Origin of the sequence: Streptococcus orisasini, from assembly GCF_001431045.1 — a bacterium.
GTDB classification, from domain to species: domain Bacteria; phylum Bacillota; class Bacilli; order Lactobacillales; family Streptococcaceae; genus Streptococcus; species Streptococcus orisasini.
The window spans coordinates 22,726-45,373 of record NZ_BCLE01000022.1 but is presented as its reverse complement, the minus strand read 5'-3'; the positions used below and the strand labels follow the sequence as shown (position 1 = coordinate 45,373).

Genomic DNA, 22,648 nt, shown 5'->3' with positions numbered 1-22,648 from the left:
TCATGAAAATTTGCAAGCATTTTTATCACCTTGCCAAAGAAAAAGATATCACTGTTTTCACACCGTTTTCATGTAACAACTGACTGGCTAGCTGAATAGTGGCACCCGTAGTGTAGATATCATCAACTAATACAACCTTAGCAGGCAGCTCTTCATTAGCCCTTATATAAAAAAACTGCTGACTGGCCAAACGCTCCTGCCGTGTTTTACTGGACTGTTTAACAGCATCATTTTTTCCTAACAAGTCTCTATAGGGCAGTTTTGCTTCGTCTAAAAAAGCCTTCACCTGATTAAAGCCGCGACTGCTCAAGCTCGAACAGCTAAGCGGGATAGGAACCAAAGTATAATCACGGTAGCTTTTCAATGCTTTTTTGATAGATTTGGCAAAGACTTTTCTTAAAAGATAGTCTCCTTGGAACTTATAGCTGCTGAAATAATCCTTCATCGCTTGATTATAAGAAAAAAGAGCTCTGTGATTAACTTTCTGCCCCTGACTTTGCCAATGAAGACAGTCCTGACACTGTCCCTTAACATTATTCTTATAACAAGTAGGACAATGATTCTCTGAAATAGCCTGAAAGTTAGAAAAACAAGTGAGACAAACGACTTCTTCTGAAGCGCTTAAGAAAAAGACAGAAGAAAAGTTCAAGCTGTTTTCAAAAGGCGACTGACATAGCAAACACTTCATACAAAACCTCCCTTTTGATTCATTTCCTTAATTTCTAAGATTGCCTTTTTTATTGCCTTGTTAAGACCATTATGGAAGAAAATCAAGGTTCCTGTCGGTCGATCTGCTGAGCGTCCAACCCGACCGGCAATTTGTATCAAGGCTGTCTTAGTAAATAAACGGTGGTTCGCCATCATTACAAAAACATCAATATTTGGAAAGGTGACGCCTCTTTCTAAAATAGTTGTTGACACCAAAATTTGAATCTGTTCTTTTCTAAATTTGTCTACCTTTTCTAAGCGATCCGGACTTAAACTGGAAACAAAATCAATGGATTCGTCCGGAAAATATTTTTTCAGAGACTCTGTAAAAAGTGCCCCCAATTCGATATGCGGAAAGAAAATCAGCAGAGGAAAGCGGCTCTGCCGCTGCTTTCGAACATAGCTTAAAAAACGAACAGGCAATTTTTGCCGGCCTAATTTTTCCAAAGAAAAAGCCAACCAAATCGTTTTGGGAACCACTAAGGGATTTGCGTGAAAACGTCTGGCTAGGTGCAATTTTTTCAGCTGGCCCTGCTTGATCTGTCTGTCCAGCTTAGCTGTTGAAGTGGCTGTTAAATACACCTTGACACCATCAGGTTTAAGACATCGCTCTAAAGCACACTGCAGCATTTTATTATCAGCAAAAGGAAAAGCATCAACTTCATCCACAATTAAGAGATCAAAGGCCTGATAAAATCTTAAAAGCTGGTGAGTAGTTGCAATCACTAAGGGACTGCGTTCATAAGCTTCTGATTGAGCATGCAGCAAGCTGATAGGGCAAGAAAAATCACGGCTTAAACGTTTATACAGCTCCAAGCAAACATCAACCCGAGGGCTGACCAAGGCTGCTGCCTTTCCTTCTTCAAGTGTATCAGCCAGCGTTCCATAAACTATTTCTGTCTTTCCGGCACCAGTAACGGCATGAACAAGTATATTTTCTTTCTGTTTGACAGCCTTTCTAAGACTATCTGAGACTTCCTGCTGAAGAGCTGTCAGCTGCCCCTGCCAACTCAAGGCCTGAATTTTAGGGAATGCCTGCTGCTCAAAGTAAAACAGCTTTTCTTGACTGCTGATGCGACCAAAGACCAGGCAGCCCCGACAATAAATAGAACCGTCAGGCAAGGTGTTTTCAGAGCTGTTTTTGCTGCCGCAACGATTGCAGATAAAATAAGGAAATTTCTCTGTCATAGCTGGCATAGTTTGAGCATATTTTTTCAGACCATCATCTAACTGGCTCTCTGTCCATAAGCGCCCGTAGTAATTTTTCAAATCTTCCATCTACTTTTATTATTCGTGGAGAATTACAAAAATTGACTTGCAGCTTTTCAAAAAAATGTGTACACTTTTTTTATGAACTATCGTACCATTGCTAAAAACGGCAGCACAGAAGAGATTATTAAAAAATCGCGATTTATCTGTCAGGCCAAAAGAATTCAGACCGAAGAAGAGGGACGCGATTTCATAGCTCAAATAAAAAAAGAGCACTATAAAGCTAACCATTCCTGCTCTGCTATGATTATCGGAGAAGACAGCAACATCAAGCGCTCCAGCGACGACGGAGAACCCAGCGGTACAGCGGGAGTTCCTATGTTGAGCGTTCTCGAAAAAAACAACTTGACCAATCTTGCAGTTGTTGTCACCCGTTATTTCGGCGGCATCAAATTAGGAGCTGGCGGCCTTATCCGTGCTTATTCAGGAAGCGTGGCAAATGCTCTCAAAACACTTGGAATAGTTGAAGTCAAGGAACAAACTGGACTTGAACTTGTGCTGACCTATCCTCAATATCAAAATCTGACCAATTTTTTAAAAGAGCATGGACTGCAAGAATACAATACCGATTTTGCAGTCAAGGTAACAACTACTATTTATGTTGATGAAAAAGATATTGATAAAACGTTAAATAGTCTGAGTGATTTTTATCAGGGAAAAATCAGCAGCCGCATTCATGGTAGTCAAATCGTTGAAATTCCTGTGATATGATTTATTTATCACCGTGATAAATAATTTATATTTTACAAAGCCTGCCTTTCAGCCTATACTGGAAACAATTAAACTTTGTGAGGTATATTTATTATGGTAAAAATTTACGATAACATTACTGAACTAATCGGCAATACTCCTATTGTTAAACTCAATAATGTTGTTCCTGAAGGTGCAGCTGATGTTTATCTTAAGCTTGAAGCCTTTAATCCCGGTTCTTCAGTTAAAGACCGTATTGCTCTGAGCATGATTGAGGATGCTGAGAAACGTGGAATCATAAAGCCTGGAGACACTATTGTTGAGCCAACCAGCGGTAATACAGGTATTGGACTTTCCTGGGTAGGCGTAGCCAAAGGCTACAAGGTCATCATTACCATGCCTGAAACGATGAGTGTTGAACGCCGTAAAATTATCCAAGCTTACGGAGCAAAGCTCATCTTAACTCCAGGAAGTGAAGGAACCAAGGGAGCTATTGACAAGGCTCATGAAATTGCTAAAGAAGTTGGTGGCTGGGTACCCCTTCAATTTGACAATCCGGCTAATCCAAAGATTCATGAATTGACAACTGGTCCAGAAATCTTGGAGGCTTTCGGATCACACGGACTAGATGCATTTGTAGCTGGTATCGGTACTGGCGGTACAATCACTGGGGTTTCACGTGTTCTTAAAAAAGATAATCCTGATATCAAAATTTATGGTCTGGAAGCAGACGAGTCGGCCGTTCTTTCCGGTGATAAACCTGGTCCTCATAAGATTCAGGGAATCTCAACTGGTTTCATCCCAGTAGCACTCGATACTCATTCCTACGATGAAATTATTCGGGTTAAATCTGATGATGCTTTAGCAACTGGCCGTAATTTCGGCGGTAAAGAAGGCTTCTTGTTAGGTATTTCTGCTTCAGCTGCAGTTTGGGCAGCTATTGAGGTAGCTAAAAAACTCGGTAAAGGTAAAAAAGTTCTGGCTATTGCACCGGATAATGGCGAACGTTATCTTTCAACCGCGCTTTATGAATTTGACTAAAATATAGCTTCATCTTCTAGCAGCTTTCAAAGCTGAACAAAAATTTGATTTGAAAAATATAAATTCCTCTTATCGCACTTTGCAAAGATTTAAATTTGCTCAAATGTGATAAGAGGTTTTTTGGTCTTGTCTCAGCCTTCTGAACTATCCTTTCAAACACAAAACAGCCTGATCCTTTGGTGTTCAAAAAATCAGACTGTCTTTTAATATTTTTTGATTTTCATTCCTGATTCATTAGGAATGCTTCACTAACTTTTACTGCTTTTTATTTCAGCGACTTACTGTACTGATCGACTGCTAAAAGTGCATGGGCAACATCACTGGCACTAATTTCAAATGGCATTTGATGGATTGTTTCACCTTCAATGGTAGCCTGTTTGCCGACCTTTAGAAGTTCAGAATAATCAGCATTTTCTAAGTGTATTTCTGCTAAAGTGGTTGGCATTCCAATAGCTCTATAGAAATGAATATATTTGTCAATTTCTTCTTTTGGACGGTTTTCAAGGAAAAGCTGGGTCAATGTTCCGTAAGCAACTTTTTCACCATGTGTTAGATGATGAATATCTCCTTCTAGAGCCGTAAATCCATTGTGAATGGCATGAGCAGCAGCCAAGCCTCCGCTTTCAAATCCCAAGCCACTTAATAAAGTATTGGCTTCAATGACATTCTCAAGAGCCTTAGTCACTACTTTGGCTTTACAAGCCGATATGGCCTGCAAACCATCAGCGAATAAAGTTTCTTCACAAGATCTAGCAATCGCAAGACTGGCTAAACTTTGTCCGGCACCAGCCATGGTCTGACCATTTTTTTGGAGTACGGCTCTTGCTTCTACCCAGGTTGCCAAGCCATCAGCAATTCCTGAAGCCAACAATCGTACGGGTGCCTTGCTGATAACAGCCGTATCTACTAAAACTAAATCAGGATTTTTGGAATAAAAGATATATTTTTCAAACGCTCCTTCTTCTGTGTAAATAACTGATAAGGCTGAAGTTGGAGCATCTGTGGAAGCTACGGTCGGAGCGATGACAACAGGTATTTCAAGAATATCTGCAATTGCCTTGGCACTGTCAATCGTCTTTCCTCCACCAAGGCCGATAATCAAATCATTCTCATTTTCCTTTGCAATTGCGACAACTCGATCAATTTCTTTTGTCGAAGCTTCTCCATTAAAAGGAACATATTTTACAAGCAGGCCTTCTTGATTAAGATAGGTTTCGAACTGCTGCCCAATAATCTGATAAACAGTCTCATCAGAAAGTAGGATAGGGCGATTACCTAAATTGATAATAGATTTTGGATTATTAAATAAGGCGTTTTCTCCCTGAATATAGCGGGAAGGACTGGCAAAAATTCTCATTGTAAGATCTCCTTTCATCTTGAAAATTTTTAAATATTATATAGTTGAACGTCCTTGAGTGCTTTCCCAATCGGCAGCAAAATCATCAACTGCCTTTTGAATAGACGGATTGGCAAAGCCAGCAGCAAAGATGTCTGCTCCAGCGGTGACAGCCTGGGCACCGGCAGCTAGAGCTTTGGTCATTTGAGAAACATTTTTAAAGCTTGCTGCTAAAATTTTTGTAGGAGCTTGCTTACGCTCAATAGCCTGAGCAAGCTGACTAATCACCTCAACAGGATCTGTATTGAGATTTTCCATACGATTGTAATAAGGTGCTAAATAATCTGCACCAGCTTCAATGGCCAAAAGGCCTTGAAAAACGGTATAAATAGCCGTTGCCGTAATTTGAAAACCTTCTTTTTTAAGCTGCTTAATAGCGGTCAGACCTTCTGGAGAAACGGGTATTTTAATATAGAGATTGCCTCCAAGTGTATCTCGAAGTTTATGAGCATCTTTGATGATACCTTCCACATCTTCTGCAACAACTTGAGCGTGAAGACTTGGTTCTTCACCAATAATAGCACGAACCTTTTTCATCTGCTCGAAAAAGTCAATCTCCCCTTCTTTTTTAGCGATAGATGGGTTGGATGTCACACCGGCTAATGGTAAGATGGCAGCCCATTTTTTAATCTCCTCTAAGTTGAGTGTGTCAAGCATAAATTCCATTTTCTTTTCCTCTTTTTCTTAAATTGCGTGTTCTGTCCGTGCAATAATATCATCTTGAGTTGCTTTAGAAAGAACATTGAAGAAGGCTGAGTAACCTGCAACACGAACAATCAAATCGCGATGTTTTTCAGGATGTTTCTGAGCGTCAATCAAAGTCTCGCGGGAAACCACATTATACTGGATATGATAGCCGTGAAGACGGTTGAAGAAGGTCCGAAGCAGGGCAATAAGTTTTTGTTTGTCCTCTTCTTTTGCTAGGGTTTGTGGATTTACTTTCTGATTGAGAAGAACTCCGCCGACAATTTCATCCGTTGGTAATTTAGAAACGGATTTAAGCACAGAGGTCGGACCATTCTTATCCATATTGTGGGATGGTGAGCAGCCTTCAGCAAGCGGTGTTCCGGCATGACGGCCATCAGGAGTGGCTAAAGTCCCACGACCCTGTCCGACATTGGCTGAGATAGAAGATGTTCCTGAATAACGGATACCGCCGATTGGCCCGCGGCCGTAGCGTGTATTAGGATATTTAGCGATTTCATCAACATAAACATCATAGCAATCACATACCAATTGGTCTGCGTAATCATTGTCATTACCGTATTTAGGAGCTTCATTAATAAGCAGTTGACGGATTTCTTCACCGCGCTCACCAGCATAATCTGATTGAAGAGCTTCCCAAAGTTCAGCCGTTGTTAAACGTTTTTCTTCAAAGACCAATTTCTTAACAGCAGCCAGAGAGTCAGAAAGATTAGCGATACCAACTTGCAATCCGGAAATGTAGTCATAGACTGCACCGCCTTCTTTCAAATGCTTGCCACGGCCGATACAATCATCAGTCAAAGCTGAACAAAGAATATCTGGGACCTCACGTTCAAGACTTAGGTCAATGCTATTTTCTACAATGACACTCATCCGCGTCAAATAACGAAGGGTCTTATCCCAGGCAGTCTTGAGTTCTTCATAAGACTTCATGTTGACAAAGTGACCAAATTCTGGAGCAAAACGTTTGCCAGAAGCTGGATCAATACCATTGTTCATAGTAATGAGCAATACTTTAGGGAAATTCATATAACTCATGCCGGTACAGCGATAGCCCCATTTACCAGGAACTGCCGTTTCCACACAGCCAATTGCTGAATAATCATAAGCATCTTCTTCTGTTACACCCTTGTTGATAAAAGATGGAATGATGATTTCATCATTGTTAAAGGCTGGCATACCAAAGCCCAATTTCATTACTTCAATAGCTTCATTCATGAAGTCTGGGTCAAGCCCAGCATGGTAACGAACCGTCAAGTTAGGCTGTGGCAAATGTGTTTGGGCAACTGATTTCAAAACAAGGAAAGACAAAGGGTTAACCGCATCTTTTTTATCACGTGTCTGACCGCCGATAGTGACATTTTGATAAAGCGGTGATCCAGCAGATGAGAAGGTATGGGCTTGGCTGCGCACTTTATTAATTGTCAGTGTCTTAATCCAAAGATTGGTCAAGCGCTCAACAATTGATTCTTCCGTTTCACGCCCCGCTTCTATATCTGACTTCATATATGGATACATATATTGGTCAAAACGTCCGTAAGAAAGGGAGTGACCATTTGATTCAATCTGAAGAATACATTGGATAAACCAGACAGACTGCACAGCTTCTGCAAAGGTTCTGGCTGGATGGTAAGGCACGTGTTCACAAATCGCTGCAATGTCAAGCAGTTCTTTACGGCGTTTAGCATTGGCTGTTTCTGCCTTTTCTTTTGCCAAAGCTGCAAAACGCTCTGCATAAGTCTTGACAGCCTCTATTGTAATCAAGATCGAATCGTAAAAATGGTATTTATCAATGCTGGCTGGATCTGTCAAATTAAGATTGGCTTTAGCTTCGCGCGTGCGCTTTTCAAAACCAATGAGCCCCAGTTCAAGCAGTTTTTGATAATTGACAGCCAAGTGAGCATCTCCGGAATTCATCTTACCTTCCATGCCGAAGAAACCTGTTTCCATATACACCTGCACTTCGTCCGGAAGCATAGCACCTGCTCGAGCACGCAGATTATTATTTTCCCAGAAAGGAGCAATTTCGCGAATTTGCTTTTTGGTTTCTTCTGTAATGTAGAAAACATCCCCATCACGTTTTTCAAAAAGGTCCAGTTCGTTTAAAACAAATTCAAGGGTATATTCAGGAAAGATTGGCGCGTCTTTATCACCGGAAGCTTGGTTGCCAACAATCAAGGTCTCATCATCAATATAGAGGGACATTTTTTCCAAGATATTTTTAAGCATGTAAGCACGTTTAAGAACATTTGGTTTTTCCTGATGTTCTCTATAAGCTTCAGTAGCAAGGATGGCACGTTCTGCATCAATGTAAGGCTTCTTGTCAAGAACCTTATCACGGTAGTTGTACATGCGTTCTGTTAAATAGCCAAAGTGTTTTTGAGAATTTTTTTGAACATCATTGGTGTATTTTTGAGTTAAAAGCTGAACTGTCATTTTTCTTCTCCTTTTTGTGTTCGTAATTTTTTTTCTTTCTTTCGTAACTATAATAACAGTATCTTTTCTGAAATGCAATTATTTTTCTCAAAAAATGATATTTTTAAGAAAAGGATCAGTTTTTGCAAATGAGACACTGACCCTTTCTTACTTTTATTCAGATTTTACAGCTTCAAGTTCAGCATTGTAGGCAATTCTATCCTGTATTTTAAAGAATGGGAAATAGATGAGAGTTGATAATACCAAGATTACGATCTGAATGACAGCGCCTTGCCATCCTGCAACCGTAAAGCCTGAGATAATGGCCGGTGTGCTCCAAGGCAGAGTAACACCCGAGAAAGGTTGCATAAAGCCAATAGCAATTGAAGCGTAAACAACCAAAGCTGCAATAATAGGAACTAAGATAAATGGTAGGAACATAACTGGGTTCAAGACAATTGGAAAACCAAAAACAATCGGCTCATTAACATTAAAGAGAGCTGGGAAGGCAGCAACTTTTCCTAAAGCTTTGTATTGTTTTGATTTGGCCGCAAATAACATGGCAAAGACTAAACCAAAAGTAATCCCTGAACCTGATAGAATGAGAAAACTGTCCAAAAATTGCTGGGTCACAATATGAGCACCGTTTTCAAGAGATAATTTGTCTGCAGCAAGCAAGGCCTTATTGGCATCTAAATTAGAAAGCAAGAGAGCTGTCACAATACCATTGACAACCGACTGCCCATGCACACCAAACCACCATAGGAATGAAATGAAGAAGGCAATTCCAATAGCACCGTAAAGTGAACCCGTTAAACCTTGCAATGGCGTTTGAACAACATCGTAAATAAGTTCAATGAAGGTGCCGCCATTTGTTATCATTTTCGCAACGATATAGACAACCATTGAAAGCAGGAAGATTACAAAGGCAGGAATCATGGCCTCAAACTGTTTAGCAATAGCCTGAGGAACCTGTTCTGGCATCTTAATCACAATATTTCTTTTAATAAAGGCGGTATAAACAGCACCAACTGCAAGACCAACAATAATTGCTCCTATAATTCCCTGTCCGCCAAACCATACTTTAGCGATAGCATCAGCAATAGCTTCACCTTTTGCCGGAACATAGGATGACCTAAGCAGAATGAAGAAAGAAGACAGGGACAAAACACCGGCTGGAAGCGGTTCGACACCGCTGTTCTTAGCATAAGAGTAACCGATTGAAAAACAAGAAATCAAACCCATAATCGCAAATGTTCCTGCATAAACCTGCATGAATGGTTCGGTCCAAGTTTTACCAAAAACACTGGCAATCGCATTATTTAAACCTTCAAAAGGCAGCTGACCAATGATAAGAAAAATACTTCCCATAACCGTCAGTGGTAAGATTGCCAACATGCCATCTTTGAGGGCAATAATTCCTCGCATATTGACAAATTTCATGATTGGGGCAATGATTTTTTGTGCATTAAACTTAGCCATCTTTCAATTCCTCCATTTAATCAACCAAGCTGAGAGCCAGATCTAAAACCTTATTGCCATCTAGCATGCCATAATCAGCCATAGGAATAACTGAAATAGGAACTTGATGTTCTTTACAGATTTCTTCTGATTTATCTAAAGTATAAGCTACCTGTGGGCCTAACAAGACAACATCTAAATCAGCAACATGGTCAGCCAAACTTCCTTGACTATAAGCATTTATTTCAGCAGCAACTTCCTTTTTTTCTGCCGCTGCTTTCATATTATTAACCAGCATTCCTGTTGAAAAACCTGCTGCACAAAACAATCCAATTTTAACCATGATAAGTCTCCTTTATGATATTATTTTTTAAGTTCTTTGCGTAAAGCAATAATTTCTTTAATTAAGTTGATTTCTGTAATAGTTGTCATTAGATGATCCTGAGAATGAACAAATAAGGCTGTAATTTCTGTCTTCTTGCCTCCGGCCTCTTGTGCCAAAAACTGAGTTTGCATATTATGTGCCTCTAACAAAGCAGCATCTGCTAATTTGACCTCCTGTTCACTTTCATCGTATTTTCCTTCTTTAGCCAAATTCAAGGCTTGATAGATATGCTGCTTGGCATCTCCAGCATTAATAATCAACCCCATGATCATTTGATCTGCTACAATAACTTCCATTAGTTTCTCCTTTGTTTTTTGAATAGTTTTCCAAGAAGAACTTTGCTGATGCAAATCTTTTATTTTTCTTCGTAAGGAAATATATTTCTTTCGATAGCTTTACTATATCATTTGAAGAAACCGTTTTCAATACTTTTTGCCTACTTTTAAATAATTGCATTTTTGTGCAAAGCTTAACATTTTTACAAAAAAAATCTGGACAAGGCCAGATTCTATATTATATTTTAAATTAAAAATTTCCTTATTTAATCGGCTATTTCAGCTGATTTTATTTTGGATTGAGTGCGTTAAATCCTGATCTAATTCTAAAACTTTTAAAATAGTAGACTTATCAGTCACTAAATGATTGATATATTTTTTCCTTAAGATAGCTAGAATTGCTGCTGCCTTATTTTCACCGCAGGCAACCGCAATCGTTTTGGGAATCGCAGCGAATTCTTCAAGACTGAGACCGACTGTTCTGTCTTGCAGACCTTGATGAACAGTATTTCCATTTTCATCAAAAAAACGGCAGCACATTTCACCAACTGCTTTTTCTTTGTGCAGGATGTCGTAATCTTTCTTGGTCAATAAATCACGCCACTGACTGGCATCACTTTCAGTCAATTCTCCGCCGATTCCTACAATAGCCATATCCAGATGCGACCACAAATCAGAAATCGTATTGAAATATTTAGAACGGCAGATACCTTGTGCCAAACTTGCACTTTCCTGAACTGCCATGGCATTGATAAAATTACCCTTGCCATGAAAGGCGCGAGAAATCCGATAGACCAGTGTATTAACATGATAACGGGCATTAATATGACTTGGTCCGCCAGTTAAGGGGCAAAAATTAACATGATCAAGCGTTTTAGTGCCAATTTGATCAATGACTTTGCTAAGAGAAGCTCCCCATGATATGCCCACAGTATCTTCATTTTTTATGCTTGCTTTAACCAATTCTGCTGCAGTCTGAGCGATATTGTTCAAGCGAGTATTCAGTGTATCATCAAACTGATCAGCAACAAGCTCCACTTTTTTTAAACCATATTTTTGACGAATATATTCTTCCAAGGCAAAGAGATCAGAATCATAATCTTTGATGCTGATTTGAACGATACCTTCAGCTCTAGCACGATGTAACATGCGGCTGACTGTCGTTCGATAGATATCCATTTCTTCTGAAATCTCAGCCTGACTTTTGCCCTCAATATAATAAAGGTATGCTGTTTTGGCCAGCAAGCGTCTTCTTTCTTTATTCATAGCAGCCTTTCATTATTATTTATTTTTAGTCCACCAATTTTAGATTAATGTGATTAGCTCTTAAATGCTCACGTAAGTTTTTCGAAATATCAGAATCTGTTATAACTTGTGAGACTTGACTTAAAGCAAATTGATTGACCAAACTGCGTTTAGCAAACTTACTTGAATCTGTTAAGACAATTAACTCATCAGCTGATTCAGCCATATATTGAACAACCTCACAGCGCATCATGTCTTTTCCCATAAAACCTAAATGCTCATCAAAACCATCAGTTCCTACGAATAATTTTTCAACATGAAATGACTTGACCATCTCTTTTAACAAGGGACCGACAGTGACTTCGGAATTAGGCTGATAATTACCACCAAGCAAAATCACATGGCAGGAATCATACTTTCGAATGTAAGTCGCAATAAAGCAGGAATTGGTAATGATTTTAACATTGCGTCGGTTTTGACAAATAGCTTCCGCTAATAAAGCACAGGTCGATCCTGATTCAATCATAATCGTTTCATTATCACTGACCATTTCAACTGCCTTTTCCGCAATGGCTTTTTTGATCTTATAATGATAAGAAAGTCTGACATTTAAATCATCACCGCTGTTCAATACTGCATAACCATGCTCACGATGCAGTAAACCTTTGCTTTCTAATTTGTCCAAATCTTTACGGATTGTTACTTTTGATACACCTAACTTTTCAGATAAGGTATTAACATCTATTTTTTTAGCTTGAGAAACTAAATTAATAATGTCATCTAAACGTTTCATATAATCACCTCTGAGTTCATTTTAACAGATAAATTGCAAAAAAGAAAGTAAAATAAAAAATTACGTTCGTAATTGATTTGATTTCGTTTTTATGATAAACTAATCTTAAGACAAAAAAGAAAGGCAAAAACATGACTAGTGAAAAAGGAATTATTTTCAATATTCAGCATTTCTCTATCCATGACGGGCCAGGCATCCGTACAACTGTGTTTTTAAAGGGCTGTCCTTTACGGTGCCCTTGGTGCTCCAATCCTGAGTCTCAAAAACGTCAGCCTGAACAAATGTTGGATGCCGAAACCAAACTTCCGATGATTATGGGAGAGGAAAAAACGGTGGAGGAAATCATTTCAGAAGTAAAAAAGGATGTTGATTTTTATGAAGAATCCGGAGGCGGTCTTACTCTGTCTGGCGGTGAAATTTTTGCACAGTTTGAATTTGCAAAAGCCATTCTCAAACGTGCTAAGGAAGAAGGCCTTCATACAGCTATTGAAACAACAGCTTTTGCCGAACACGAAAAATTTATTGACCTAATCCAATATGTTGATTTTATTTACACGGATTTAAAACACTACAATACGATTCGTCATCGTAAGGTGACGGGTGTCAATAACAATCTTATTATTCAAAATATCAATTATGCCTTTACACACAACAAAACAATTGTTTTAAGAATCCCCGTTATTCCTGATTTTAATAATTCATTAGAAGATGCCCAACACTTTGCAAAACTGTTTAATGATATTCAAGTGGACAAAGTTCAGCTGCTCCCTTTTCATCAATTTGGAGAAAATAAATATAAACTTCTAAACCGCAAATACGAAATGTCTGACTATGCAGCTCTTCATCCAGAAGATCTTTATGATTACCAAGCTGTTTTTCTGGAACACGGCATTGACTGTTATTTTTAAAATGCAAAGCAAAAAACCTGTACTCTTAAGCTTTGGAATTTTTTCCAAACTTAAGGGTACAGGTTATTTTTTATACTAAATCAGACTAGGCGACAATCCGCAGACAATACTGAAGTGGGACAAAGTAAATATGATTTTCAAAGAGTCTTATCTTTTTAATACTGCTTGCATCATGCCTTATTTTGATTGTCATCTTCGATTTGGTCTTGTTTTAAATAGTCAAGATTTTCTTCAATCCAGATGGGCAGGTTATCAGCCAATGGTTTAAAGCCAATATTTAAACGGCTGTTAGAAAAACGATGCCTGTGTTGATAATGGTGTTTTTCCTCCTCCAGTGTTCGTAAAGATAGACTAGCTTTCTGGCTGTATTCATCATAATCAAGAACTTGAACAAGAACCTTTTCACCAACGGATAAAATGCGATAGATATTGTCAATATAGCCTGTTTTAATTTCAGAAATATGAATGAGACCTACCGCTCCGTTTTCCAGCTGAACAAAGGCACCGTAAGGCTTAATACCCGTAATTTCCCCTTTTATCTTGTCACCGATCTTCATCGTCAGTCACCTCGATGGTTTCAATGACAACTTCTGTGACAGGGCGATCCGCTCCATCTGTGGCAAGACTGGCAATCTTATCTAAAACCTCATAAGAGGCCTGATCCGTCAACTGACCAAAAACAGTATGACGGCGGTCAAGATGCGGTGTCCCTCCATTTTCAGCATAAGCAGCCGCAATTTCCTTAGGCCAGCCACCGCGTTCTAAATCTTCAACACTGTAAGGGAAATTTTGATTCTGAACAATGAAAAACTGACTGCCGTTGGTATTTGGACCTGCATTTGCCATTGACAGAGCACCGCGAAGGTTATACAGTTCCTCTGAAAATTCATCTTCAAAACGTTCACCATAAATAGACTCTCCGCCCATACCGGTACCTGTTGGATCACCACCTTGAATCATAAAATCTTTAATAATTCGATGGAAAATAACACCATCATAATAGCCTTTCTTAGCAAGAGCAATAAAGTTAGCGACCGTTTTTGGGGCCTGCTGAGGGAACAATTTTAAACTTAAACTGCCATGATTGGTTTTAATGGTCGCTTTCGGACCATCTGTGCTATCTAAATTCAATTGCGGAAACTGTACTTCTTTTTCGATCAAACCTAATTCCTCCAAAGCATATAAAATGCCATCTTCTTCTACATTTTTTGTAATAAAATCAGCCTTATCTTTCAAATCACCATGGCCATTGCCCATAGCAACCTTAAGACCAACATAATCAAATATCTCTATATCATTTAACCCATCGCCAAAGAAAAGGACATTTTGGGGTTTTAAATGAACTTTTTTTAAAACATGGGCGAGACCTGAGGCCTTAGAAACACCATTTTTAATGACATCCGAAGAATTCTCATGCCAGCGAACCAGACGGACATATTGTCTGAGCTCATCTGAAAGCTGCAGACTGTCACCAATATCCTCAAATGTCCACATGTGATAAACATTGTGTTTTTGATAAAAATCAGGATCAACATGGCACACTCCGTAAACCGGAAAAAGTGCCTTGTCAATTAATTTTGTGTGCTTAGAAACGACAGCCTTGTCTTTACCGGCAAAGCCGTAATCAATACCTGTCTCTTTGCACCAAGCAACATATTTTTCAACAATGTCTTTGGGAATTGGATCGTTAAGGACTTCTTCTCCTTTATGATCAATCACATAAGAGCCATTAATGGTTATAAAAAAGTCCGGATTAAGCTGACGGATCTCAGGAACAACACCATAAGGTGCTCTACCCGAAGCAATGCCTGTCAAAATCCCCTGTTTTTTAAGACTCTTAAAAACAGCTGTAATTGATGCAGGCATATAGCCGCTGTCTTTGATACGAAGGGTGTCATCAATATCAAAAAAGACAGCCTTGACTTTTTTAGCCTTATATTTTAATTCAGAGTTCATTTTTCATCCCTTGCGACATTGTCTTCTCTATTATAACATACTAATCTTCATCCTGCGGTACTAAATGATGCTGAAAAGCGTAGATAACGGCCTGTGTCCGATCATCTACCTGCAATTTTGACAGAATGTTAGAAACATGGGTTTTCACAGTTTTTAAAGAGATGAAAAGTTCATCAGCTATTGTTTGATTGTCATAACCTTTGGCGAGCAATCTCAAAATATCCCGTTCCCTGGCTGTCAGATCCTCATGTAAATCAGGATTATCATGGTGGGCCTTGATTTTCTTATCAACCTCGGTCTCAATGGCCAAATCACCCTTAGCAACTTTTTTAATGGCGTTCAAAATTTCTGCAGCACTGGAAGTTTTCAGCATGTAGCCCTTAGCTCCAGCTTCAATGACTGGATAAATCTTTTCATTATCCAAATAGCTAGTCAGCACTAAAATCTTGGCATCTTTCCATTGCTTCAGCAATTCAAGCGTTGCCTCAACACCATCCATTTCAGGCATGACAAGATCCATGACGACAACATCCGGCTTTAATTCTAGCGCTAGGTCAATTCCTTGGCGGCCATTGCTGGCTTCACCGACGACCTCAACATCCGGCTGCAGATTAAGAAAGCTCTTTAAACCCAATCTTACCATCTCATGGTCATCAACCAGAATAACCTTAATTTTACTCATCAACATCTCCTTTCATTACTGGCACATGAATATCCATAACAACTCCCTTATCTTTAGCACTTAAGAAGGACACCACGCCAGCCAAATCATTGACACGGTCCTCAATGTTTTTCAGACCATAGCTTAAATCACGAACAGCATCCATGTCAAAACCAATTCCATCATCAATCATCTTGAGCTGAACGTCAGAGGGGGTCTGATACAAGTAGATTTCCATCCGGCTGGCCTTGGCATGTTTCAAGGTATTGCTAATAAATTCTTGAGCAATACGGAAGAAATTACTTTCAATCGTTTTAGGGAGTTTATCAATATTTTCTTTATAAACGACTTCAATATTGCTTTTATCTGTCAGCTCTTTAATAATCATAGCTAATCCTTCTGACAGCGTTTTGCCTTCCAACTCGGTCGGACGCAGATGCAAAAGAAGGATCCGCAAGTCATTTTGAGCATTATTCAGCATATCCTCTACGGCTAGAAGCTGTGTCTGCAACTGTTCTTTTTCCAGCTGTTCCAAATTGTGTGAAACTCCTGATAGAATCATCGAGGAAGCAAACAGCTCCTGACTGACCGTATCATGCAAATCGCGGGCAATTCTTTTTCTTTCCTTCTTGACAATTTCCTGGCTGCTGGCAATATAGGCATTTTCTGTTTTTTGTAAATTGTTGGTCAGCTGCTGCATCTTATTAGACAGACGGTTGACATTTTTTCCAAGTTCGGTATCATTTTCCTGAGTAATGGCTTGGTTAAGCAGAATTCGTCTTAAATTTTGATTTAAATGCCTTTTACTACTGTCATCAACAATCATCCACACCAACAGTAACAGAAAGGTCAGAGAAATAAAAGCTGCAAGAAGCGATAGGCTGAACTGCTCCATAACCACCCAGTCTTTCAGCAAATCAGTTAAGTCAAGATTGAGACTGTTAATGATGACAAAAACAATAGAAATAATGGTAACTGCAGCATAGAGAAAAATCATAAAAATAGTTCGTTTTCTCATATACGTTCCACCTCCACTATCCCTGCAATGACATTTACAATAATCTTAACCGACTTGGTCAGATCCGTCTTGTTATCGATTAGCTTAATGCTTTCATTGCGCAGGTCATATTCAGGCGAATCAAAGAAGCGAACACTTCCATAAATACTGCTGACATCTAGCTTTACAGCAACATCAACAGGAACTAAGATCTTGGTAGGTCCATAAACCTTGCGAATGATGACGAGATTATCCTGTCCCATCATAATCACCTGACTCAAATTAATCACATCACTGCCGCTTATCCGAATAACATTAATATCGTCAAAGGCATAAGAATCAGTCTCAATATACTCATTATTGCCAACCCATTGGTGTGGTTTCTTGGTAACATTGAGTCCTTCTTCCTGCAGTTTTAATAAAGCGTAACGATTTTTCTTTTTAACCTGAGCAAAATGATTAATCATTGCATAGAGGATCCCCACAAGCACTGCAGCAATCGTATAGGGATTCAGCATGAAAATCAGAAAAAGCAGCAATAGACTAGCTGTTAGCAAGAAATCATTTTTACTGCCCAGACGGTAAAATCTCAAGGCTAAAAGTGTAATCACTAGAATTAAAATGAAACTTGATAAATCGCTGGCTAAAATGGTCATAAAAGCCAAGGCGATTAAAATTGTTTCAACAACTAGAAAAAATTGGAATTTTCGCATAGGTTACCTTCAAGTCTTATAATTCTAAGCCATTGTACCAAAATTTAAGATAAATTTCATCTGCTGTCAACAAGCAAAAAGAGAAGGTGCCACTCCAATCTTGGGGCAGCTGTCCCTTCTCCTAATTTTTTATAAAACGAATTAGTTGCTATCGTATTGTTGATTTAATTTGAAGTTGAAGCCACGGTTGTTTCATCACTGGTTGCCTGTGTTGTCTTTTCTTCTGTAACAGTTGTTTCTTCTTCAGATCTTTCAGTTGAAGATGGATGAGAATTAGAAATACTTGATGTTGAAACATACAAGATTACTTCCTCATCAGAAGACAGACTGACCGTTTCACCATAGTAAGGCTTTTGACCAACAACTAAGGCAGAAGATGATGGTGAAGAAATTTCTGTTGAATAATCGCTGGCGTCATAAACCTTTATACGGCTTGATGAAATTCCCATGGATGTCAGAGTATTGACAGCCGCTTCATAGCTTGTATTTTTAAGATTAGGCATAGTGATTTTAACAACTTTGAGCCTAATCTTCTTACCGCTGCCGGGACGATAGGTTTTGCCAGGTGTTGGTGACTGGCTGATAACTGTTCCGCTGCTGTACTCATCTGATGAAACTTCTTTTAAAACAATATTTTTTCTGGAGACACCATAATTATTGGTTAAATTATCAATAACATCTTGGTAATCTTGACCAGTATAGTCCTCCATCTTAAAGCCTTTAGAGCTTGCTACAAACAGATCAACACGGGAACCTTCACGTTTTTTGGTTCCTGCACTCGGATTTGTCCGCACAACCTTGCCACTAGCCACGCTGTCGTCTTCAATTTTACGAACCTGACCAATCTTTAATCCTGAGTTTCTAATAATTGTCTTGGCAGTTGACAGTTTATTTCCTGAAACATTAGGTACAGAGACATTACTCGGCTTACTCAAAATGAGATAGGCTAAGACAATAACGCCAATGAAAACCAAAGCAAAGAAAAGCTTGAAGAAACGAGATAAAAAGCGTCCCTTCTTTTTAGGCTTATCCTGCAGCTTTGGTTTGGGCTTAGGATGGCTACTTGTTTTATCTAGATTAGCCGCCTTGTTCTTTAAGGACTGGGCTGCTGCAGCCTGCTCAAGTTTAGGTAAGGGCTTCGTATCAGCAGTGTCATTAAAAACCAATTTTCTTTCACGGCTGCGGCTAGGCTGCAAACAGGTCCTCAAATCCTGCAACATCTCTTGTGTTGAACTATAGCGGTTAGACAGGCGTTTAGCTGTTGCTTTAATAACAACGTTTTCCAGAGCCTGAGGAACATTTCTATTTTCCGCAAGGATAGAAGGCAGAGGTTTTTGAAAATGCTGCAATGCAATGGTCACAGCACTGTCACCATCATAAGGAATATGCCCTGTCAACATTTCAAAGAGCATGATTCCCATAGCGTAAATATCACTTTGAACTGTTGCTTTTGAACCGCGCGCCTGTTCAGGAGACAGGTAGTGAACACTGCCCAGCATTGAATTTGTCTGCGTTAAACTGGTCTCAGCAAAAGCTACTGCAATACCAAAGTCCGTTACCTTGGCCGTTCCGTCTTTTGTTAAAAGAACATTCTGAGGTTTTAAATCACGATGAATAATCCCTTTTTGATGGGCAAGGGTCATCGCAGAGAGAACCTCTTTCATGATTCGAATGACTTCAGCATTCGATAAAGGCGCGTGATCTTGAATATATTTTTTCAAGTCAGCACCATCAACATATTCCATCGCAAGGAACTGCTGACCGTCTTCTTCTCCAATATCACGAATGGCGACAATATTAGGATGATTAAGCTCTGCCATAGCACGCGCTTCCCGCTGAAAACGCGTTACAGCAACTTGATCCGTCTGATAATTTGTCCGCAGCACTTTTATGGCCACTTCTTCATTATCCAGAATCAAGTCATTAGCTAAATAAACATCGGCCATCCCGCCTCGTCCAATAGACTGGAGAATTCGATAACGACCAGCAAATAATTTGCCAATCTGAATCATTCATCTCCCTCTCTTTCGGCGTGAATCAAAGCAACGGTAATATTATCAAAACCGCCTGCATCATTGGCTAATTGAATTAAGGTTTCAGCTTTTTCGTCCAGATTTTTATTCTCATCAGCTAAAACACTTACAATTGTTTCATTAGAAATCATATTTGTCAGGCCGTCACTATTGACAAGAAGATAATCATTTTCCCCTAAGGTTTGAATGCCAAGATCTGGCTCAACTGGACTGGCCTGTCCAATAGACTGAGTAATGATATTTTTTTGCGGATGACTGGCAGCTTCTTCTTCTGTCAGCTGTCCAGCTTTAACCAATTCATTGACCAAAGAATGATCACTGGTTAATTGTGTGTAAACACCATCACGGATTAAACCGATACGTGAATCGCCAATATGAGCAAAAAGGACATTACAATCTACAACGACCAAAGCTTCAATGGTAGTTCCCATTCCCTGAAAATCTTCAGTCTGTCCAAGCTCATAAATGCGGCGGTTGACAATTTCAATATTATTTACCAACCAGTCGCGAATCTGTCCCAAATCTGTCAAATCAGTGTTAAGCCACTCGCGACCCAGATCGGTAACTGTCATCTCACTGGCGATATTTCCGGCACGGTGCCCACCCATACCATCTGCTAATACAATCAAGGTATTCCCAGAATGATTATCAAATTTATTGATAAAATCCTGATTATTGGAGCGCTTTTGTCCAATATCTGTAACAAGGGAAATTTTCATGTGCTCATTGTCTGACAAAGTCAGCCTCCTTCTAAATCCTATGAAATACGCTTTATTTGACTGATGAAAAAGCCGTCTGTCAGATATTGCTCAGGCGTAATCACAAGACAGCCATCAACAACAATATCTTCTTGTTTATGATGTAATTTGACCTGTTCAAAATTCGGATGTCCATCCAAAAATTGTTTAAGTACCATCTGATTTTCTTCTTTAAAGATGGTACACGTACTGTATGTTATTATACCACCTTTTTTTATAGTTTGGCAAACACTATCTAAAATCTCCAGCTGAATTTTTTGCAGGCTAAGCAGGTCTTGACCGGCCTTGTTGTATTTAATATCAGGTTTGCGCCTGATTAAACCAATTCCTGAGCAGGGAGCATCCACTAAAATTTTATCAAATGTATCCGGAGCAAATTGCTCGTGAACTTTTCTGGCATCCAGCTTTTGCGTTTTAATTTTATCTGATACGCCTAGTCGCCGAGCATTGTCCTCAATTAATTTTAATTTATGATCATACAAATCCAGAGCTGTAAGACGACCGCTTTTTAAATAAGAAGCCAGATGAACAGCTTTACCTCCGGGAGCACTGCAGGCATCAAGAACACTATCGTCTTCTTGAAGTTCTAAAGTTGGTGCGACTAATTGGCTGCTCTCGTCCTGAATGGTAATTTTTCCCTCTTTGAAAAGATCACTGTCGCTAAAATGGCCAGCTGCTTTGACGAGACCGACAGGGGACAAAACAGACTTTTCTGAGCCAGTCATCCGCTTTACTTTCTCTAATTCAGCCGGATTGACCACACGGATACTAGCTTTACTGCGGATTAAAAGGCTTTTGAAGATGGCAACAGCCCTGTCTTCACCGAACTCATCAATTATTTTTTTAACCAGCCAGACTGGCAGCGAGTACTCAACCGAATAACGCTTATTTTTTCGCTTAATCGCCTTTACATCTGGAATTTCCTGCCGCAAAAACTGTCTTAAAACAGCATTGACCAGCTTAGCAGCACCCTGATGCCGCTTTTTAGCAATCGTTACTGCATCATTGACAATGGCGTGTTCAGGGATTTTATCCAGATAAAGAATCTGATAAAGGCTAAGCATCAGCAAATAATAGACCCATGTTTCCAATCGGTTGCGATCTTCAATATAATGAGCCAGATACCACTCCAAGGTTATTTTTCTGCTTAAGCTCCCGTAAACAAGTTCGGTCAGCAAAGCCTTATCCTGCTGAGAGAGGCTGTGGTTTTTTAGATAATGATTCAGGGCAATATTACTGTAAGCTCCCTTATCAAAAATATCCGTCAAAACAGTAAGGGCACCGCTGCGGGCAAGCTGCTGTTTACTCTCCAAAATAATCACCCACTTTAAGTTTTTGACCCAAACCATTTAAAAAGTCAGCAACAGCCATCTTTGGTTTGCCAGCTGGCTGTACTATTTTTAAGGACAAGGCTCCCTGAGCCGCAGCTACGACCAGGATTTTCTTCGTTTTCTCAATAATCTCGCCCGGCTTGCCGCTGCCTTCAACCTCTTGTACCTCATAGATTTTAAAGCGCTGCTGATTTAAAAGAGTATGGGCAACAGGCCACGGATTCATGCCCCGTACCTGATTGAAAATCTCGCGGGCAGATTTGTTCCAATCAATACGCTCTTCTTCTGGTCTAATGTTGGGTGAGAAAGTGGCTTGACTCTCATCCTGCGGTTGAGGAGTGATGTCACCAGCAATATAGGCAGGCAGGGTTTCTAAAAGCAGGTCACGACCGACAGTTGCTAATTTTTCAAACAGGGTTCCAACATTATCCTCATCGGCAATCGGTATTGAGGCTTTGGCCACCATATCACCGGCATCCATCTCTTTAACCATTTCCATGATAGTTACACCAGCTTCCTTATCTCCCTTGATAAGGGCATAATGGATAGGAGCTCCGCCTCTGTATTTGGGCAGCAACGACGCATGGACATTGACAGCAAAACCAACACTGTCAATCAGCTTCATGGGCAAAAACTGACCAAAAGCAGCTGTGACAATGCCATCGGCTCCCATATTGATCAGTTCAGCCATCTCGGGAGAGCCTGACAGTTTTTCAGGCTGGTAAACGGTCACCCCGTGCTCCAAAGCCAGCTGTTTAACAGGCGTCATCTTGATTTCTTTCTTGCGGCCAACAGCCCGGTCTGGTTGAGTGACAACCGCGGCAATCTCATAACGGTCATCTGTTAAAAGCCCCTTGAGTACTGTTGCTGAAAAATCAGGTGTTCCCATAAAAATTAATTTTGTCATT

The 22,648-nt window shown here is 39.7% G+C and carries 22 protein-coding genes; 3 read left to right on the top strand and 19 right to left on the bottom strand.

The features are described from left to right. Positions 1–25: 25 nt before the first annotated feature. Complete coding sequence (locus tag SCSH_RS04225) at positions 26–688, bottom strand: ComF family protein (RefSeq protein ID WP_057490648.1); 663 nt, start codon at positions 686–688, stop codon at positions 26–28. Further along, positions 685–1,986, bottom strand: coding sequence for an ATP-dependent helicase ComFA (locus tag SCSH_RS04220; protein WP_057490647.1), 1,302 nt, complete (start codon positions 1,984–1,986; stop codon positions 685–687). Before SCSH_RS04220 ends, SCSH_RS04225 begins: the two co-directional genes overlap by 4 nt. Before the next feature lie 72 nt (positions 1,987–2,058). Here SCSH_RS04220 and SCSH_RS04215 point away from each other — a divergent pair, with 72 nt between their 5' ends. Together SCSH_RS04215 and cysK are read left to right on the top strand one after the other, a co-directional pair. Beyond that, the gene (locus tag SCSH_RS04215; RefSeq protein ID WP_057490646.1) at positions 2,059–2,688 is read left to right on the top strand and encodes a YigZ family protein; all 630 of its coding nucleotides are present in this window, start codon (positions 2,059–2,061) and stop codon (positions 2,686–2,688) included. A gap of 93 nt (positions 2,689–2,781) precedes the next feature. Further along, positions 2,782–3,708, top strand: a complete 927-nt coding sequence (gene cysK, locus SCSH_RS04210; protein WP_057490645.1) for a cysteine synthase A — start codon at positions 2,782–2,784, stop codon at positions 3,706–3,708. A 265-nt stretch (positions 3,709–3,973) separates the two neighbouring features. Here the strand turns inward: cysK and SCSH_RS04205 are convergent, their stop codons facing one another. The 8 genes from SCSH_RS04205 to SCSH_RS04170 all read right to left on the bottom strand — a co-directional run bounded on the left by SCSH_RS04205 (position 3,974) and on the right by SCSH_RS04170 (position 12,383). Further along, positions 3,974–5,065, bottom strand: a complete 1,092-nt coding sequence (locus SCSH_RS04205; protein WP_057490644.1) for a glycerol dehydrogenase — start codon at positions 5,063–5,065, stop codon at positions 3,974–3,976. A 36-nt stretch (positions 5,066–5,101) separates the two neighbouring features. Further along, positions 5,102–5,770, bottom strand: coding sequence for a fructose-6-phosphate aldolase (locus tag SCSH_RS04200; protein ID WP_057490643.1), 669 nt, complete (start codon positions 5,768–5,770; stop codon positions 5,102–5,104). An 18-nt stretch (positions 5,771–5,788) separates the two neighbouring features. Then, positions 5,789–8,245 (bottom strand): glycyl radical protein, encoded by a 2,457-nt coding sequence (locus SCSH_RS04195; RefSeq protein WP_057490642.1) that lies wholly within the window; start codon positions 8,243–8,245, stop codon positions 5,789–5,791. Between the two features lie 153 nt (positions 8,246–8,398). After that, positions 8,399–9,706 (bottom strand): PTS sugar transporter subunit IIC, encoded by a 1,308-nt coding sequence (locus tag SCSH_RS04190; protein WP_057490641.1) that lies wholly within the window; start codon positions 9,704–9,706, stop codon positions 8,399–8,401. A 16-nt stretch (positions 9,707–9,722) separates the two neighbouring features. Then, positions 9,723–10,028, bottom strand: coding sequence for a PTS sugar transporter subunit IIB (locus tag SCSH_RS04185; protein ID WP_057490640.1), 306 nt, complete (start codon positions 10,026–10,028; stop codon positions 9,723–9,725). 20 nt (positions 10,029–10,048) lie between these two features. After that, a complete protein-coding gene (locus tag SCSH_RS04180) occupies positions 10,049–10,366 on the bottom strand; it encodes a PTS lactose/cellobiose transporter subunit IIA (RefSeq protein ID WP_057490639.1) in 318 nt (105 codons plus the stop codon). A 258-nt stretch (positions 10,367–10,624) separates the two neighbouring features. Beyond that, positions 10,625–11,611 (bottom strand): sugar-binding transcriptional regulator, encoded by a 987-nt coding sequence (locus tag SCSH_RS04175; RefSeq protein WP_057490638.1) that lies wholly within the window; start codon positions 11,609–11,611, stop codon positions 10,625–10,627. A 25-nt stretch (positions 11,612–11,636) separates the two neighbouring features. Next, entirely contained in the window at positions 11,637–12,383 is a 747-nt protein-coding gene (locus SCSH_RS04170; protein ID WP_057490637.1) for a DeoR/GlpR family DNA-binding transcription regulator, read from the bottom strand. Positions 12,384–12,514: 131 nt separating this feature from the next. On the opposite strand from SCSH_RS04170, the gene SCSH_RS04165 reads away from it, so the two are divergent. Continuing rightward, positions 12,515–13,291: a glycyl-radical enzyme activating protein gene (locus SCSH_RS04165; protein ID WP_057490636.1), complete on the top strand. Its 777-nt coding sequence runs from the start codon at positions 12,515–12,517 to the stop codon at positions 13,289–13,291. Between the two features lie 170 nt (positions 13,292–13,461). Here SCSH_RS04165 and SCSH_RS04160 read toward each other — a convergent pair whose 3' ends face one another. The 9 genes from SCSH_RS04160 to fmt form a co-directional block, all read right to left on the bottom strand. Beyond that, positions 13,462–13,848, bottom strand: coding sequence for a S1 RNA-binding domain-containing protein (locus tag SCSH_RS04160; protein ID WP_057490635.1), 387 nt, complete (start codon positions 13,846–13,848; stop codon positions 13,462–13,464). Beyond that, positions 13,835–15,247 (bottom strand): Cof-type HAD-IIB family hydrolase, encoded by a 1,413-nt coding sequence (locus tag SCSH_RS04155; RefSeq protein ID WP_057490634.1) that lies wholly within the window; start codon positions 15,245–15,247, stop codon positions 13,835–13,837. Before SCSH_RS04155 ends, SCSH_RS04160 begins: the two co-directional genes overlap by 14 nt. Positions 15,248–15,287: 40 nt before the next feature. Beyond that, positions 15,288–15,929: a response regulator transcription factor gene (locus SCSH_RS04150; protein WP_057490633.1), complete on the bottom strand. Its 642-nt coding sequence runs from the start codon at positions 15,927–15,929 to the stop codon at positions 15,288–15,290. Then, entirely contained in the window at positions 15,922–16,926 is a 1,005-nt protein-coding gene (liaS, locus tag SCSH_RS04145; RefSeq protein WP_057490632.1) for an envelope stress sensor histidine kinase LiaS, read from the bottom strand. The genes SCSH_RS04150 and liaS overlap by 8 nt, the downstream gene beginning before the upstream one ends. After that, positions 16,923–17,618, bottom strand: coding sequence for a cell wall-active antibiotics response protein LiaF (liaF, locus tag SCSH_RS04140; RefSeq protein ID WP_057490631.1), 696 nt, complete (start codon positions 17,616–17,618; stop codon positions 16,923–16,925). The genes liaS and liaF overlap by 4 nt, the downstream gene beginning before the upstream one ends. A gap of 164 nt (positions 17,619–17,782) precedes the next feature. Then, positions 17,783–19,630: a Stk1 family PASTA domain-containing Ser/Thr kinase gene (gene pknB, locus SCSH_RS04135; RefSeq protein ID WP_057490630.1), complete on the bottom strand. Its 1,848-nt coding sequence runs from the start codon at positions 19,628–19,630 to the stop codon at positions 17,783–17,785. Further along, positions 19,627–20,370, bottom strand: coding sequence for a Stp1/IreP family PP2C-type Ser/Thr phosphatase (locus SCSH_RS04130; RefSeq protein ID WP_057490696.1), 744 nt, complete (start codon positions 20,368–20,370; stop codon positions 19,627–19,629). The genes pknB and SCSH_RS04130 overlap by 4 nt, the downstream gene beginning before the upstream one ends. A gap of 38 nt (positions 20,371–20,408) precedes the next feature. Next, positions 20,409–21,758 carry a 16S rRNA (cytosine(967)-C(5))-methyltransferase RsmB gene (rsmB, locus tag SCSH_RS04125; protein ID WP_057490629.1) on the bottom strand — a complete coding sequence of 450 codons (1,350 nt, stop codon included), beginning with the start codon at positions 21,756–21,758 and terminating at the stop codon, positions 20,409–20,411. Then, positions 21,712–22,647 (bottom strand): methionyl-tRNA formyltransferase, encoded by a 936-nt coding sequence (gene fmt, locus SCSH_RS04120; protein ID WP_057490628.1) that lies wholly within the window; start codon positions 22,645–22,647, stop codon positions 21,712–21,714. The genes rsmB and fmt overlap by 47 nt, the downstream gene beginning before the upstream one ends. Position 22,648 lies beyond the last annotated feature (1 nt).

What these genes read in the sequence shown, in the direction of transcription:
- SCSH_RS04185 (WP_057490640.1), bottom strand. Translation starts at nt 10,028, where the DNA reads ATGGTTAAAATTGGATTGTTTTGTGCAGCAGGTTTTTCAACAGGAATG.
- rsmB (WP_057490629.1), bottom strand. Translation starts at nt 21,758, where the DNA reads ATGGTTTGGGTCAAAAACTTAAAGTGGGTGATTATTTTGGAGAGTAAA.
- SCSH_RS04195 (WP_057490642.1), bottom strand. Translation starts at nt 8,245, where the DNA reads ATGACAGTTCAGCTTTTAACTCAAAAATACACCAATGATGTTCAAAAA.
- pknB (WP_057490630.1), bottom strand. Translation starts at nt 19,630, where the DNA reads ATGATTCAGATTGGCAAATTATTTGCTGGTCGTTATCGAATTCTCCAG.
- SCSH_RS04165 (WP_057490636.1), top strand. Translation starts at nt 12,515, where the DNA reads ATGACTAGTGAAAAAGGAATTATTTTCAATATTCAGCATTTCTCTATC.
- SCSH_RS04220 (WP_057490647.1), bottom strand. Translation starts at nt 1,986, where the DNA reads ATGGAAGATTTGAAAAATTACTACGGGCGCTTATGGACAGAGAGCCAG.
- SCSH_RS04170 (WP_057490637.1), bottom strand. Translation starts at nt 12,383, where the DNA reads ATGAAACGTTTAGATGACATTATTAATTTAGTTTCTCAAGCTAAAAAA.
- SCSH_RS04175 (WP_057490638.1), bottom strand. Translation starts at nt 11,611, where the DNA reads ATGAATAAAGAAAGAAGACGCTTGCTGGCCAAAACAGCATACCTTTAT.
- liaF (WP_057490631.1), bottom strand. Translation starts at nt 17,618, where the DNA reads ATGCGAAAATTCCAATTTTTTCTAGTTGTTGAAACAATTTTAATCGCC.
- SCSH_RS04160 (WP_057490635.1), bottom strand. Translation starts at nt 13,848, where the DNA reads ATGAAGATCGGTGACAAGATAAAAGGGGAAATTACGGGTATTAAGCCT.
- SCSH_RS04190 (WP_057490641.1), bottom strand. Translation starts at nt 9,706, where the DNA reads ATGGCTAAGTTTAATGCACAAAAAATCATTGCCCCAATCATGAAATTT.
- fmt (WP_057490628.1), bottom strand. Translation starts at nt 22,647, where the DNA reads ATGACAAAATTAATTTTTATGGGAACACCTGATTTTTCAGCAACAGTA.
- SCSH_RS04215 (WP_057490646.1), top strand. Translation starts at nt 2,059, where the DNA reads ATGAACTATCGTACCATTGCTAAAAACGGCAGCACAGAAGAGATTATT.
- SCSH_RS04180 (WP_057490639.1), bottom strand. Translation starts at nt 10,366, where the DNA reads ATGGAAGTTATTGTAGCAGATCAAATGATCATGGGGTTGATTATTAAT.
- SCSH_RS04150 (WP_057490633.1), bottom strand. Translation starts at nt 15,929, where the DNA reads ATGAGTAAAATTAAGGTTATTCTGGTTGATGACCATGAGATGGTAAGA.
- cysK (WP_057490645.1), top strand. Translation starts at nt 2,782, where the DNA reads ATGGTAAAAATTTACGATAACATTACTGAACTAATCGGCAATACTCCT.
- SCSH_RS04225 (WP_057490648.1), bottom strand. Translation starts at nt 688, where the DNA reads ATGAAGTGTTTGCTATGTCAGTCGCCTTTTGAAAACAGCTTGAACTTT.
- liaS (WP_057490632.1), bottom strand. Translation starts at nt 16,926, where the DNA reads ATGAGAAAACGAACTATTTTTATGATTTTTCTCTATGCTGCAGTTACC.
- SCSH_RS04130 (WP_057490696.1), bottom strand. Translation starts at nt 20,370, where the DNA reads ATGAAAATTTCCCTTGTTACAGATATTGGACAAAAGCGCTCCAATAAT.
- SCSH_RS04200 (WP_057490643.1), bottom strand. Translation starts at nt 5,770, where the DNA reads ATGGAATTTATGCTTGACACACTCAACTTAGAGGAGATTAAAAAATGG.
- SCSH_RS04205 (WP_057490644.1), bottom strand. Translation starts at nt 5,065, where the DNA reads ATGAGAATTTTTGCCAGTCCTTCCCGCTATATTCAGGGAGAAAACGCC.
- SCSH_RS04155 (WP_057490634.1), bottom strand. Translation starts at nt 15,247, where the DNA reads ATGAACTCTGAATTAAAATATAAGGCTAAAAAAGTCAAGGCTGTCTTT.